Annotated in this window: 8 protein-coding genes; 7 read left to right on the forward strand and 1 reads right to left on the reverse strand. The window is 43.6% G+C overall.

Going from position 1 to position 16,620, the window contains the following annotated elements; genetic code table 11:
- Positions 1–5 precede the first annotated feature (5 nt).
- Positions 6–1,187, forward strand: a complete 1,182-nt coding sequence (locus DW121_RS07125; protein WP_118323388.1) for an ABC transporter permease — start codon at positions 6–8, stop codon at positions 1,185–1,187.
- Complete coding sequence (locus tag DW121_RS07130) at positions 1,187–2,425, forward strand: ABC transporter permease (protein WP_118323389.1); 1,239 nt, start codon at positions 1,187–1,189, stop codon at positions 2,423–2,425. The genes DW121_RS07125 and DW121_RS07130 overlap by 1 nt, the downstream gene beginning before the upstream one ends.
- Here DW121_RS07130 and DW121_RS07135 read toward each other — a convergent pair.
- Positions 2,395–3,579 (reverse strand): heparin lyase I family protein, encoded by a 1,185-nt coding sequence (locus DW121_RS07135; protein ID WP_117712166.1) that lies wholly within the window; start codon positions 3,577–3,579, stop codon positions 2,395–2,397. The genes DW121_RS07130 and DW121_RS07135 overlap by 31 nt on opposite strands.
- A 170-nt stretch (positions 3,580–3,749) precedes the next feature.
- On the opposite strand from DW121_RS07135, the gene DW121_RS07140 reads away from it, so the two are divergent.
- From DW121_RS07140 to DW121_RS07160, 5 genes are all read left to right on the forward strand, one after another.
- A complete protein-coding gene (locus tag DW121_RS07140; RefSeq protein ID WP_118323390.1) occupies positions 3,750–7,814 on the forward strand; it encodes a hybrid sensor histidine kinase/response regulator transcription factor in 4,065 nt (1,354 codons plus the stop codon).
- A gap of 251 nt (positions 7,815–8,065) precedes the next feature.
- A complete protein-coding gene (locus tag DW121_RS07145) occupies positions 8,066–10,255 on the forward strand; it encodes a surface glycan-binding family protein (protein ID WP_118323391.1) in 2,190 nt (729 codons plus the stop codon).
- 23 nt (positions 10,256–10,278) lie between these two features.
- A complete protein-coding gene (locus DW121_RS07150; protein WP_118323392.1) occupies positions 10,279–13,419 on the forward strand; it encodes a SusC/RagA family TonB-linked outer membrane protein in 3,141 nt (1,046 codons plus the stop codon).
- Positions 13,420–13,437: 18 nt separating this feature from the next.
- Positions 13,438–15,108: a RagB/SusD family nutrient uptake outer membrane protein gene (locus tag DW121_RS07155; RefSeq protein ID WP_117712173.1), complete on the forward strand. Its 1,671-nt coding sequence runs from the start codon at positions 13,438–13,440 to the stop codon at positions 15,106–15,108.
- Between the two features lie 212 nt (positions 15,109–15,320).
- Positions 15,321–16,598 (forward strand): DUF4995 domain-containing protein, encoded by a 1,278-nt coding sequence (locus DW121_RS07160; protein ID WP_118323393.1) that lies wholly within the window; start codon positions 15,321–15,323, stop codon positions 16,596–16,598.
- The last annotated feature ends 22 nt before the right edge of the window (positions 16,599–16,620 follow it).

The raw sequence follows: 16,620 nt of genomic DNA on the forward strand, positions 1-16,620 counted from the left end.
TAATAATGGAGAAGAAGAACAATAAATACATAGCTTTGTGGAATGTGATGAAACGTGAGTTCCACCGCCTCGTTTCACGTCCGCTATACCTGTTTTGTATGATAGTGGCGCCTCTGTTCTGTTATGTCTTTTTCACGACATTAATGGATTCCGGTCTGCCCACCAATATGCCGGTCGGCGTAGTAGACCAAGACATGACTACCACCTCCCGCCAATTGATACGCAATCTGGATGCTTTCGAGCAAACAGCAGTCATAGCCCATTACCCTAATATTGGCGATGCACGCATCGCCATGCAAAAGGGAGAGATTTACGGTTTCTACTACATCCCCGATGGAACAACTGCCAAAGTACAAGCCCAACGTCAGCCCAAAGTTTCTTTTTACACCAACAATACATTACTTATAGCCGGTTCATTGCTTTTTAAGGATATGAAGATGATGAGCGAACTGGCATCAGGAGCCGCCGCACGCACTGCATTGTACGCCAAAGGTGCTACGGAAGACCAGGCAATGGCATTTCTGCAACCGATTGTCATCGACACCCACCCACTGAACAATCCCTGGCTGAACTATTCCGTATATCTGTGCAACACATTTGCTCCGGGTGTACTGATGTTGCTCATCTTTATGATAACCGTTTACTCCATCGGTGTAGAAATTAAAGACCGCACCGCCCGCGAATGGTTGCGCACAGGTAATAACTCTATCTGGATTTCCCTTGCCGGGAAATTACTGCCTCATACAGCTGTCTTCTTCCTTATGGGTATATTATATAATGTATATCTATACGGCTTCCTGCACTTTCCCTGCAATAGCGGAATTCTGCCGATGTTACTTGCCACGCTTTGCTTGGTACTGGCTTCACAAGGCATGGGCATACTGATGATAGGCACTCTTCCCACACTGCGGTTGGGACTGAGCTTCGCATCTTTATGGGGAGTATTGTCGTTCTCCATGTGCGGACTGTCATTCCCGGCTATGGCTATGCACCCCGTACTGCAAGGTTTGGCAAATTTATTCCCCCTGCGTCACTATTTCCTTATCTATGTAGATCAGGCCCTGAACGGCTATCCAATGATTTATTCATGGATGAATTATGTAGCATTGCTTATTTTCATGATACTTCCTTTCCTTGTAGCCCACAGGCTGAAAGGAGCATTGATATCCTATAAATACGTACCCTAATGAAACAACTGACGTTCAAACAGAAAGTCGTACAAGGCATATATGACTTGTTCTATATATGGAAACTGGAATTTCGCACAACCTTCCGCGATCAAGGGGTGCTGATTTTCTTTGTACTTGTTCCGTTGGTTTATCCGTTGATATACTCTTTCATCTACACAAACGAAACAATCCGTGAAGTACCTACCGTAGTCGTAGACAATTCACGCAGTTCACTAAGCCGGGAATATCTGCGGAAAGTGGATGCCAGCCCCGAAACAAGCATCGTGGCGCATTGCGCCGACATGGAAGAAGCCAAACTCATGCTTAAGGATCGTAAAGCCTATGGCATTATCTACATACCCACCCATTTCAGTGATGATATAACCCGGGGCAAACAGACACAAGTCAGCATTTTCTGCGATATGAGCGGACTGCTCTACTACAAAGCGTTATTGACAGCCAATACAAATGTATCGCTCGCCATGAATGCAACTATTAAGATGGAACGCGCCGGCAACACCACCGCACGCCAAGATGAAATAACAGCTTACCCCATTGAATACGAAGATGTAGCCATTTTCAATCCAACAAACGGGTTTGCCGCCTTCCTGATACCAGCCGTACTCATACTGATTATACAGCAAACTTTGCTACTTGGCATCGGCTTATCCGCCGGAACCGCCCGCGAGCACAATCGTTTCAAAGATTTAGTTCCTATCAACCGTCATTATAACGGTACACTCCGCATTGTTATGGGAAAAGGGTTAAGTTATTTTATGGTCTATTCACTGGTAGCCGTATACATCCTATGTGTAGTGCCCCGTCTTTTCAGCCTCAACCAAATAGCGATTCCCGGTGTGCTGACTTTGTTTGTCCTGCCCTACCTGGCAGCTTGCATCTTTTTTGCAATGACGGCATCCATTGCCATACGCAACCGGGAAACCTGTATGTTATTATTCGTATTTACTTCCGTGCCCCTACTGTTCCTGTCCGGCATATCTTGGCCGGGAGCGGCAATGCCCGCATTCTGGAGATATTTCTCCTATATTTTCCCTTCCACTTTCGGAATCAATGGCTATGTACGTATCAACAGCATGGGAGCCACTCTCAATGAAGTCTCATTTGAGTATCAGGCTTTATGGGTACAAACCGGAGTATACTTCCTTACCACTTGTCTCGTCTATCGCTGGCAAATCATACAAAGCAGGAAGCATATGATAGAGAATTACCTCTCCTCGTATCCTGCCAAGTTATAGCATACCGGCACGGTACTGTTGCCAACACGATATATACCGAATTTGAAGTAGTAGCCGTCATCATCATTACGTCCTATCTGAATTTTCTCATTATTCACGATATGCTCTTTAACGGCTTTCTTCTTGTCGGTGTACTCCATTTGTACATCCAGCATGCCCGGCTTCACGATGGTTTCGGCTTCCTTGCCGTATGTAGTCCAGTCGATATGAATACGGAAAGTAACCCAACAATCCTTAGGAAAATCTGCAAAAGGCATCTTATAGGCTATCGTAGACGACTTGTAATCGGAAGTTACCGACTTCATTATCGGGGTCTTTTCAGCACTGGCATTACAACGGTCGGTTTTATCCGTCAGCCATTTGCGATCCGAATTAGCCTTGATATAGAACCAACCTCCGGAAAACCCGAAAGCCAACGGTGGATAACCGCCCTGTTCTACCAACCAGCCATTCTTCTTTCCGGCCTTATAGATGAGATTTCCCTGTTTGTCTTTCATTGGGTTCCCCTCTTTGTCCAACTTGGCTACCTTTTCATGGCCTGTATTCTTTTTGAAGATAGTGGTCTTTTCCAACTCTATAAACTCATCAACCGTCAGCTTTTTCACTTCGCCATTAGGAGTCTGGACAAGTGTACGATCGGGCATACCATGCCATTGCGCGAAAATGGTAGAGACATTGCTGTCCAGAGTAGACGGAATGTATACTGAGAACTCATAATCCCGTGAGGCGCCTTGCGGACAAATACCTTTTCCATGATGATAAACGGTTTTCGTGATTTGTGCTTTCCGGTAAGTGTCTTCCGGCAATCCGTTAAAATCCGCTGAAGTAGCGTAACAATAAGAAAACTCGGCACGACCTTTCGTTTCTCCCTTTCCATATCCTTCCAAAGTATTGTCTTCCTTACGCAGTTCAAAACGATAAGAAGGCTTGCCGTTGAACAGACACGTAAAATCCCGTTGAATGGCATGTTCCTTTTTAGCTCCGACAGCCACCCAACGGCCATCTATAATTTGATTGAGGCGTGCAGAGTCGGCTTGCACATTTACCCGTTCAGTCAAGGGGACCAATGCTTTAGTGCCTTTGGTTTGTGCAGTCAGTGTTGCCATACAACCTGTAGCCACCACCATACAGATAATAAAAATGTTTTTCTTCATCCTATTTTGATATTAAACTTAAATTATATCGCAAAAGTACGAAAGCTATCACTCATACTTCCCCCCATTTGTTTCAGAAAACCCTATATTTGTGCAAATCATCCATAACCTAACAGAAATTTTGAAAGATATCACTATCTTTGGTCCATCATAAATTTTACGGTTTTATAATGAGTAATCTTAAACAGATAGCAGCCCTCCTGTTGTTTTTATGTACGGCAGGAGTCTCTTATGCTTATTCAGAAGCTTGGGGACAGATAAACTTCTCTTATATTTCCATTAATGACGGCTTGTCGCAGAGCACTGTATTCTCCATAGCCCAAGACAAGCTCGGCAATATGTGGTTTGCCACTTACGACGGTGTCAATAAATACGATGGATACGCATTCACTGTTTATCAGCACGATGAGAGCGACCCGAACAGTATCGCCAACGACATAGCCCGCATTGTTATGACCGACAGTAAAGGACGCGTATGGATAGGCACTCGTGACGGCTTGTCCTATTACGATGAGGAGAAAGACAGATTTCAAAACTTCTTCTATGAAAAGAACGGCAAGCGTTTGCAAATCACCGGTATTGTAGAAGTATCGCCGGAGCTGTTGCTTGTCAGCACATTAGAGGGATTGACCATGTTCGACATCCCCTCCTCCCAATTTGCAGACAACGCCCTCAGCTCCACAATGCGCCAAATAGTCGCATCTACCCTTTACAGATATGGCGAGCAAATCTATATTGGCACACCCAAAGACGGGATATACAACTATTCCATTTCACAGAAGAAGTTTGAAAAGCTCACTTACATACCAAACAGCAAGCAGATTCAAAGCATACTTCAACAATCGCCCACCCGCATATGGGTGGCAACAGAAGGGTCAGGCCTTTTCCTTGTCAATCCCAAGACCCGGGAAGTCAAGGCCTATAAACATTCTCCTTCCAATCCGCAAAGCATCAGTTCCAATTACATCCGTTCATTGGCGCTGGATTCACAAAACCGCTTGTGGATAGGTACTTTCAACGATCTTAATATCTACCATGAAGGGAACGACTCTTTCATGTCTTACAGCAGCAATCCCATAGAAAGCGGCAGCCTGTCGCAACGCTCGGTACGTAGCATCTTCATGGATTCGCAAGGCGGTATGTGGTTAGGCACCTTTTTCGGCGGACTAAACTACTACCATCCTATCCGCAACCGTTTTAAGAATATAAAAAGTATTCCTTTCAAGAATTCTTTAAGCGATAATGTCGTAAGCTGCATCGTTGAAGACAAACAAAAAAACTTATGGATAGGGACCAATGACGGCGGACTGAATCTCTACATTCCCACCACCCAACAGTTCGTTCACTACGCCCTGCAAGAAAGCCAGCGTGAAGACGGCTTCGGTTCCAACAATATCAAATCCGTATACGTAGACGAACAGAGAGGATTAGTATATATAGGCGCCCATGCCGGTGGTTTGAGTATCCTGCACCGCAGCAACGGACGCATGGAAAACTTCAACCAAAGCAACAGCAAGCTGGTCAACGAAAACGTGTATGCCATTCTCCCCGACCAAGACAATAACTTCCTTCTGGGTACATTAAGTGCATTGGTGCACTTCGACCCGGAGAAACGGAGCTTTACTACCATAAACCAAGAAAATGACGGGACACCGATTTCTTTCCAAAAGATTACAACCTTATTTCGCGATTCACAGAAACGCCTTTGGGTAGGGAGCGAGGAAGGTGTATCCGTATTCAGGCAACACGGCACAGATATACAGCACATATCGCTTTTGCCTTCATCCGCTACTATCAAAGCATTCACAAACTATATTTACGAAGCTACCAACGGTATAATCTGGATAGGTACGCGCGAAGGCGTTTATTGCTTCAACGAGAAAGACAAGCAGATAAAACGATACACCACAGCCAATGGTCTGCCCAACAACGTGGTCTATGGCATACTTGAGGATTCTTACGGCCGTTTGTGGATGAGTACCAACCGTGGCATTTCGTGCTTCAATCCGGAAACCGAGAAATTTCGCAGCTTTACGGAAGCCGACGGTCTGCAAAGCAACCAGTTTAACACCTCTTCCTGTTGCCGCACCTCCAATGGTGAAATGTACTTTGGCGGCATAAACGGACTCACCACTTTCCGCCCGGAATTATTGTTAGACAATCCCTATACGCCCCCGGTTGTAATCACCAAACTGGAACTTTTCAACAAAACTGTCCGCCCGGACGATGAAACCGGTATTCTCACCAAGAATATCAGCGACACAAAGAGCATCACGCTGAAATCTTGGCAAACGGCCTTCTCGCTGGAGTTTGTCGTATCAAACTATATCTCCGGGCAGCACAACACCTTTGCCTATAAATTGGACGGGTACGACAAAGAATGGTACTACCTCACGGACAAACGTACTGTCTCCTACTCCAATCTGCCGCAAGGCACTTATAACTTTATGGTGAAAGCCGCCAACAACGACGGCAAATGGAATGCCACACCAACCGTACTGGAAATCGTAATACTGCCCGTATGGTACAAAACTTGGTGGGCTATCCTCCTGTTCTTCGCCACATTCATCGGCTTCATAACTTTTGTATTCCGCTTCTTCTGGCTACGCAAGAGCATGGAAGCTGAACTCGAAATAGAACGTCGCGACAAAGAACATCGGGAGGAAATCAACCAGATGAAGATGCGCTTCTTCATCAATATCTCACACGAACTCCGTACTCCGCTAACCCTGATATTAGCACCGCTGCAGGAGGTCATCAGTAAAATCAACGACCGCTGGACCCGTAATCAACTGGAATATATCCAACGAAACGCCAACCGCCTGCTTCATCTGGTCAACCAACTCATGGACTACCGCCGTGCGGAACTCGGAGTATTCGAACTGAAAGTAAAGAAAGGAAATGCTTACCGGTTGATACGCGAAAACTTCCTGTATTACGATAAGCTGGCACGCCACAAAGAAATCAGTTATGCTTTCCATTCGGAACTGGAAGACAGAGAGGAGCTTTTCGACCCTAACTATTTGGAGCTGATTATCAACAACCTTCTATCCAATGCCTTTAAATATACGGACAACGGAAAAAGCATTACCGTAACCCTGAAAGAAGAGGAGAACTGGCTGATACTGCAAGTCAGTGACACCGGTATCGGTATCCCCATCAACAAACAGGGAAAGGTATTCGAGCGTTTCTATCAGATAGAAAGTCAGCATATAGGAAGCGGAATAGGCCTTTCACTGGTTCAACGTCTGGTAGAGCTACATCATGGACGTATTGAACTGGAAAGCGAAGAAGGCAAAGGCAGTACTTTCTCCGTCTATCTGCCACAAGACCCTTCGGCTTACAAACTGTCCGAACGGGCTGACTCCAACCGCCCGGAGGAAGAAGAGCAAGTCTACTCCACCAACTCCAAAGACATGTACTTCATCGATACGGAGAAAGTGGAAAATAAAGTTCTGGAAACCGGCGATAAGAAACGGGGTACTATCCTTATAGTAGAAGACAATCAGGAAATCCGCCACTATCTGTGCAGCGGCTTGTCTGATTTGTTCAACACACTGGAAGCCGGCAACGGTGAAGAAGCATTGGAAAAGCTGAAAGATAATGAAATAGACATCATCATCACTGACGTCATGATGCCCGTAATGGACGGTATCAAGTTATGCAAGAATGTAAAACAAAACATCCGTACCTGCCATATCCCGGTTATTATCCTATCCGCCAAAACTGACATAAAAGATCAGCTGGAAGGATTGCAAGTAGGAGCGGACGATTATATCCCCAAACCTTTCGCCATAGCCGTCATCACCTCCAAGATACAGAACATGATGCGTACCCGCCGCCACATGCTCGAACGATATGCTAAGTCACTGGAAGTGGAACCGGAAAAAATTACTTTCAATGTCATGGACGAAGAGCTACTGAAACGTGCCGTGAAAATTGTGGAGGAGAACATAGACAATATAGAATTCTCTACCGACGAATTTGCACAAAAGATGAACATGAGCCGCTCCAACCTGCACTTAAAGCTGAAAGCAATCACAGGAGAATCCGCCATCGACTTTATCCGCAAGGTGCGTTTCAAAAGAGCAACGGAACTGCTAAAGAGCGGACGCTATACGGTAGCCGAAGTCAGCAGCATGGTAGGGTTCAATTCATCTTCCTATTTTGCTACTTGCTTCAAGAAATACATAGGCTGCCTACCGACAGAATACATAAAGAAATCGAAAGGATAGCGGATGAAAGGGGAGATAATTCCGTTTGATGTACATCAAAAAATTTTTTCCTCTATTCATATTTTTTTCACTTAGAATGGTTTGACCGGCGGTTTTCAACAAATCTAATATTTCATTCAACAACTCTGATAATAATATTCGGTTTTCAAAGAAAGCTGAAACAAAGCGTGTTAACATCCACGAGCAAATATTATATTTTTGCTGCATAAAAATCGAATTTTTACTAATAAAAACCAACAACTGTTTTTAACATGAAAACCAAATTGTTAACCATCTCAAGGTCACTAAAGGTCTTTGCTATAATAGCATTGGCCTTAGTCTGCGCCTCTTGTGACAAAACGGAGACAACGGACTCAACGGGATTTATTCTTCATTATTATGGTGTAACGGACATAGGTCCTTCTATGGCGTACACACTGGAAGCACCTACTTATAAAGGTAGCGCTCCCTATGACTTCACTATCACAGGCATTACGCTCAATGACGAAGCCTGCACAACCGAAAGTTTTGTAATAGATGCCGAAACCGGTGCTATCAACATCCAGAACACAGAGAATCTTGCTACCGGACTTTACGCCATCAGTGTAGGCTGCTACTCTAACGGCAAGTACTTTGAATTTAAAAATGCAGTCCAGATTAATATGCTACTGGCTGTACCCGAAGGTGTAACAGTTACTCCTGCCGAAGTAGTTGTAAAAATGGAAGATAAAAAGTGGTGGGAAGCCAGTGCACAAGTCACAACCGACACAGAAAAGCATGTAAGCATCACCGGATATTCTATTGCGGAAGATGAAAGCAAAGAGTATTTAAAGTACTTCACTATCTCTAACGACGGCATTATCACGTTCAATCCTGACAAGAAAGACAATATCATTCCGGGAGAGAAGTATGTAATAAGCTTAAAGCTAAAGACAAAAGCCGGCGAACACCTCTATGCAGATGCTGTAACTTTCAATGTCATCTCCAAACCTCTGAACTTACTGTACACTCCGAATGAAGTAAGAGTAGAAAGAATGACAGCACACGAATCAGAATTACCGACTATACAAGGTTCTTTGGAAGGGAGAACTTATGCTATCAAATCCATTACCCCCGAAATATCAGGGTTCACGATAGATGCAACAACCGGTAAGATTACCATTGCGGAGAATGTTCTGGCTACTATCGGTAATATATATAAAGTAGATGTTGCCGTTACGAATGAATACGGAAATGCAGACTTCCCTGAAGCCTATATTGTTACAGTAGTAGATTTTATTGCTCCTATTGTCCCGGAAAAATTCAAATACGAGATTCCCGAAACTTACGAAGGAAAAGGATATGCCATACCATTAGCCGACGGTTTTATTGGAGACGAGGTAATATTTGACTTTTCTGATAATGAAGGTGCTATCAAAGACCAAATTGAAAAGAAAAGAATAAGCATTGATAAGGTTAGCGGTAGCATTACTATTGCAGAGAATAACACATTAGCACCTAATGATTATACGGTTAAGGTAAAAGCAACTAATCCGAAAGGAGAAGTTACAATTTCTTTCCCATTAGTAATAAAGGCGAATCCGAATAAGTTTACATTCCATTATGGCAATAATCTGGGATTAACGCCGGTTGAAAATTACGCCAGCCAATATGAAATAGAAAATCTTAATGAATTAAAAGCATTAGATTTACAACCCAAGACTGACCTTAACGGTAGGAGTGCAACATGGAAAATAATGGTTAAAAGAGTCCAAGGGGCTAAAGAACAATTAGAAGGTACTACAATTAACAATAAAACAGGTAAGATTGATTTCTCAAACGCCAAACTACAATCAAAAACTCCAGGTGTATGTATAGGAATGCTTGTTGTAGAAGCTACTGTTGGCGAAGGTGATTTAGCTTATACTGTTACAGCACCCGTATTCATTAGATATAACTCCGTGAAAGATGCATCCATAGTAAAATATAAGCCATTTGCCATTCGAGTAAATCCTCGAACTGGTGGACGTTCAGCAGCACCGGAAACAATAACTCCCGAAAATCTAATAATAGACTTTCGAGCCAATTTCAATTATTTCGATATTAACACAACAACATCAAGTGGCTTTAAACCTGATGCCAAAGAGGGTGATGCAACCAATAATATAATGAAATATTTGTGGAAAAACTTCTATGAAACTACAGGAGTTAAAAATGGAGTGCCCAATTATGGAGCTAAAAAGCCAATGTCGGCTTTAGACACTAGTGACAATTTTGACAACACCAAGAACTTAAATATGACATTAGGATATATTAACCAAGTAGATAGATCAATTGTTATTAACCCCGATATGTGGAAAAATGCTTCTGGTGAATATCTTGATGGTGTCCTTATCCCTCAAGTTGTATATAGCACTGATGGAACTGACAATAAAGATAAAAGATTCATGCCTGTTGCCATCTGGTTCGACGAAAACTTTTAATCTAACAAAACAATAATATAATTATGTATAAACCAACATATCATACATTGAGCAAAAGAGGGTATATCACCCTCTTGGCTCTCCTCGTCTCCATTATCACCTTTGCACAAGGTGTGACCGTGAAAGGAGTTGTTATTGACGAAACCGATATTCCTCTTATCGGTGCAACTGTTCAAGTTAAAGGCGGACAGGCCGGTGCAGCTACCGATTTAGACGGTAACTTTACCCTGACAGCAAACAAGAACGCAACTTTAGTTGTCAGCTACATTGGCTATCTGACACAAGAAGTAAAAATACAAGGTAAAACCCAGCTTACCATTAAATTGGTTCCCGACAGCAAAACGTTGGATGAAGTTGTAGTGGTAGGTTACGGCACAATGAAGAAAAGCGACCTTACCGGTTCCGTGTCTTCGGTATCTGCCAAAGACGTGGAAGGCTTTCAGACAAGTTCTATTGCCGGAGCATTAGGCGGTCAGATTGCCGGTGTACAAATCACTTCTACCGACGGTACTCCGGGGGCAGGTTTCAACATCAGCATCCGCGGTGTGGGTACATTGACCGGTGATGCCTCCCCTCTTTACATTGTAGACGGTTTTGAAGTATCGGACATAGACTATCTGTCCAACTCCGATATTGAATCTATCCAAGTATTAAAAGATGCCTCTTCCTCGGCTATCTACGGTGCGCGTGCAGCCAATGGCGTAGTATTGATTACAACCAAATCCGGTAAATCAGGCAAGCCCGTCGTTACCTACAACGGTTCCGCTACTTACCGCAAGATTTCAAAAACATTGGATTTACTCTCTCCCTACGAATTCGTAAAATTACAAGGGGAAGTAAAACCGGAATTGAGCACCGGATACTATAAAGAAGGAAACGATGAGGATGGTACGCCTTACCGCTATCAGTCACTTGAAGACTATATCGGTCTTGGCGGTGTAGACTGGCAGGGCGAAACTTTCAACCCTACTTGGTCACAAGACCATAACCTGTCATTGATAGGCGGTAATGATAACACCAAGTACAATGCTTCATTCTCACGTTATATTGAAAACGGAATTTTCAAAAACAGCGGTTTCGACAAAACAACTGCCAAGTTCCGTCTCGATCAGAAAATCAATAAGAAAGTTTCATTCAACGTAACCGTAAACTATGCGCAAACCAACCGTAAAGGTGCGGGTACTTCTGCCGATTCAGGACGTTTCAATATGTTGGCACAAATATTGAGCGCCCGCCCTACCGGCGGTCTTAAACTGACTGACGAAGCATTGCTGAACTCTGCCATCGACCCCGAAATGCTGGAAACCGGTGAAAGTTTGGCACAGGTAAATCCAGTGAAGCAAACAGAATCCGTAACCAATAACAAGCGTGCCGAAATGTGGTCGGCAAACGGTGCTCTTACTTGGGATATCATCAAAGGATTAACCTTCAAAACTGCCGGGACTTACAATACCACCAATAACCGCATAGACATCTTCTACAGAGACGGTTCAAAAGAAGCTTACCGTAACGGTCAAAAGCCATACGGACGTACCCAAATGGGACGTGACGTACGTTGGAGCAATAACAACACCCTGACTTGGAAACAAAAAATCCAAAAGCATAATTACGACATTATGTTAGGTCATGAAGTATCTTACAGAAATAGTGAACACTTATTGGGTGAAGCTATGGACTTCCCGTTTGACAATTTGGGAAATAACAATTTAGGGTTAGGAGCTGTTCCCAGTAAGGTAGAAAGCGGCTACAACGAAAAGATGTTGCTTTCTTTCTTTGCCCGTGCCAACTATAGCTACAACAACCGATACTTGCTGACTGCCACTGTACGTGCCGACGGTTCTACCGTATTCTCACAAAAGAACAAATGGGGCTTTTTCCCCTCTTTCTCTGCCGCATGGCGTGTATCCGAAGAAGCCTTCATGAAAGACCTCGAATGGATGTCCAATTTCAAAGTCCGCTTTGGTTGGGGTGTTGTCGGTAACGACCGTATCACCAACTATCTGTCTATGGACCTATACACGGATAATAAATACGGTGTGGGAACCAATACCGTAACTGTATTGACTCCGAAGCAACTCAAAAACTCCGATTTGAAATGGGAAGGTTCAAGCACTGTGAACTTAGGTGTTGACTTAGGTTTCTTTGACAACCGTCTGAATGTAACAGCCGACTTCTTCATCAAGAACACCAAAGACTTATTGCTGGCACAGTCATTGGCACACGCTACCGGGTTCAGCTCACAATGGCAGAACATCGGTAAAATCCAGAATAAAGGTATCGAACTTAGCTTAAGCTCTACCAACATCCAGACCAAGGATTTCAACTGGCAGACCAACTTCAACATTTCATTTATCAAGAATACATTGGAAGCGCTTTCTTCCGGTGAACAGTACAGACTTGCCCGCTCCGGCTTTGATTCAAACTTTACCGGTGACGATTATATAGCCAAAGTAGGTGAATCGTTAGGCTTGATTTACGGTTATGAATTCGATGGAATTTATCAGGCTGACGATTTCTATACCAACACGAACGGTCAGTTAGTACTGAAAGACGGAATCACCAATAACGCACGTTACACAGGTGGCGTAAGACCCGGTGTAGTGAAATATAAAGACCAGGACGGTGACGGCAAAATTACGACGGCAGACCGTACCGTAATTGGTAATGCCATGCCGAAATGGTTTGGCGGTATCACCAATACACTGGAATATAAAGGAATCGACTTCAGCTTCATGTTTCAATTTAACTATGGCAATGACATTTATAACGCTACACGCCTGTATGCTACCCAATCCAGAAGTTCACGCAGAAATATGCTTGCCGAAGTAGCAGACCGTTGGAGCCCGACCAATGCTTCCAACTTGGTACCTGCATTCGACGGTTACATCACCAACGACGTATATTCCCGCTTCATTGAAGACGGCTCGTTCCTGCGTCTCAAGAACATCACTTTAGGATATACCCTGCCCAAAAAATGGACCAGCAAGTTCTATGTATCCAAACTGCGTGTTTACGCAACAGGCCAGAACCTGTTCTGTTGGAACAATTATAGCGGATATGACCCGGAAGTAAACAGTTTGAACGACCCGATGAGACCGGGACTGGACTGGGGTGCTTATCCTAAGAGTAGAGTGTTTACATTCGGTATAGATCTTCAATTCTAATTCATAAAAACAGATAATATGAAAAAATTAATATACTATATAGCTCTTTCAGCAATGTGTCTGCTTCCTGCCGCCTGTTCGTTGGAAGAAGAAATCAGCACTGAAGTAGAAAAGGAAAACTACCTGAACGATGCGGGTGAAGCGCAGAATGTTTTGCTTGGTATCTACCTTACCAACGTAAGAGACGCCATGTATGGATATAATATGTCCATTTACTTCTCAATGGGAACAGACATCGCACAAGTAGAAGGAAGCACGACAGAGAACTTCCGTATTCTGCCTACCAATGCCTACCCCACTACACAAGCAGAAGTACAACAAACGTGGGAGTCTCTCTACACCGGCATATACAGAGCCAATGACTTTCTGGAAGGTGTCTCTGCCAAGATAAACACCTACTCAGAGAAAGATAAAGCACTGGCTACCATCTATATGGGAGAAGCCAGAGCTCTGAGAGCCATGTATTACTTTGAGTTGGTACGCCGCTATGAAAATATACCTCTGATGACCAGTACCCAAATGTCCAACCAAAACCCGAACACTTTTGTACAGGCAGACCCGATAGATGTATACAAATTCATTGAAGATGATTTGACCTATGCCAGCGAAGTATTGCCTTATGCAAAAGACGATACTTACCGGGAAGATAACAGCTTCCGCTTCTCCAAAGGCGCAGCCTTAGGCTTACTTACCAAAGTGTATGCAACTTGGGCTTCAAAAGATGCAAGCAAGTGGGAGAATGCAGCCAACACAGCAAGTATTCTTGTTGAATCGGGCAAACATGATTTATTGCCGGATTATAAAAAGCTGTGGGAAAATACCTGCAACAGCGTTTGGGATCCTACCGAAAGCTTGATTGAAATCTCATTCTATTCACCTACTTACTCAAACAACAGCGACCCGGTGGGACGCATCGGTAAATGGAACGGAGTAAAAACCACTGTCAACATGGGTAAAAGCGGCAGTTGTGCCGGAAATATGAAAGTGGTTCATACCTTCGTGTTAGATTGGAGAGAAGGTAATAATGCCGGTGATTTACGTCGCGATTTATCTGTTGCCAACTACAAATATGGTGATAAAGAAACCAACGGACGTTTCTATTGGGCAGCCAAAATAACAGATGACGAGGCTACCGCTTTAGATAAAGATCAAGACCCTGAAAAGTCACAAAAGGAAAAGCAGAACTATACTCCCGCAAAATGGGATATCGAGAAATATGTCAAAACTGTCAGCTTCGTTAATAATGACAAATCCAATGTAAACTGGTATGTATTGCGTTATGCAGATGTATTGCTTCTTTACGCAGAAGCATTAAACGAATGGAAACACGGGCCTACCGATGAGGCTTATGACGCAATCAATAAAGTTCGCCGCCGTGGTTTTGGCAATCCAGACGATACTTCGGTCTGCGATCTGCCGGAAGGACTGGACGAAGCCGCTTTCCGCGAAGCCGTTCGCAAAGAGCGCGCCTACGAATTAGCATTCGAAGGACATCGCCGCTTAGACTTGGTACGTTGGGGAATCTACTACAAGACTATTCAGGAGACATCTAATGAATTGTCCAACTGGTACTCAAGCGCCAACTATGTTGTTGCAAAATATACAGAAGAAGGCAAGCATGAATTGATGCCTATCCCGCAACGTGAAATGGACTTATGTACCCAATTCAAACAAAACCCTAAATGGTAATCAGCTTGCTGATTATCCTCTAATAAAATCTCCAATATACCTCCCCAAGGGGTATATTGGAGATTATCTAAACACTTTTCAACAAAAATGACATTCCGAAAAGACGGATTATTCTCCTTTTCAACATTCTTACTACTGAATCTATAAAGAATCCATTAGCTTTGCTTTCGTTACAAAACCTACTAAAATCAATTACATAAAAAACAAATAACATGAAAAAGAAACTTGTTCTCTTAGCTTTGGGTGCACTGACTTTAGTATCATGCCAGACACAGCCTAAGAAAGACTACAGTTGGATAAAAAAAGGTCTGGATGTAGCTTCCGCCCAATTAGAATTAACCGCAGAAGAAATTTCATCCACCAATATGCTGCCGCGTTCCATCCGCACTGGCTATGATATGAATTTTCTGTGCAGGCAATTGGAAAGAGACTCACTAACCTTTAAAGACTCGCTCCGTGCTCATCCGACAGCCGACCAAATGGGAAAACGCCGCCTATGCAGTGTTTACGACTGGACCAGCGGTTTCTATCCGGGCTCTTTATGGTATGCTTATGAGATGACAGGTAACGATACACTAAAAGCATGGGCTATCCAATATACTAACCTACTGAATCCTGTACGTTATTACACCGGTACACACGACTTAGGTTTCATGGTAAATTGCAGTTATGGTAATGCAGAGCGTCTGGCTCCTAACGATACAATTGCTGCCGTAATGAAAGAAACAGCTGATAATTTGTGCGGACGTTTCAACGATTCTATCGCAGCTATCCGTTCTTGGGATTTCGGTACTTGGAATTTTCCTGTTATCATCGACAATATGATGAATTTGGATTTACTGTTTAATGTGGCTAAAGAAACCGGTAACAACGCCTACAAGGACATTGCCGTTAAACACGCCATGACTACCATGCACAATCATTTCCGCCCTGACTATACTTGCTGGCATGTCGTTAGTTACAACAACGATGGTACAGTAGAGAAAAGACAAACATTTCAGGGTAAGAATGACGACTCTTCATGGGCACGCGGTCAGGCATGGGCTGTGTATGGCTACACTGCCTGCTATCGCGAAACAAAAGATACCACTTTCTTAAATTTTGCCGTAAAAGTGGCCGACATGATTATGGCACGTGTCAAGACTGATGATGCGATTCCATACTGGGATTATGACGCCCCCGTTACCAATGAAACTCCCCGCGATGCATCTGCCGCTTCTGTAACAGCTTCTGCGCTGATAGAGTTGAGTACAATGGTACCTGATGGAAAGAAATACTTGGATTATGCAGAAAAAATTCTAAAGAGTTTGTCAAGCGATGCTTATCTGGCTAAAACGGGTGAAAACCAAGGATTCATTCTAATGCACTCCACCGGTTCATTGCCCAACGGTTCTGAAATTGACACTCCGCTGAACTATGCCGACTATTACTATCTGGAAGCATTAAAGCGCTTTATGGATTTGGAAGGTATCAGTTACAACAGCCTCTAATATTCCCGATAATATATCTGCA

It is taken from the genome of Bacteroides sp. AM10-21B (assembly GCF_003472565.1).
Taxonomy (GTDB): Bacteria; Bacteroidota; Bacteroidia; order Bacteroidales; family Bacteroidaceae; genus Bacteroides; species Bacteroides propionicigenes.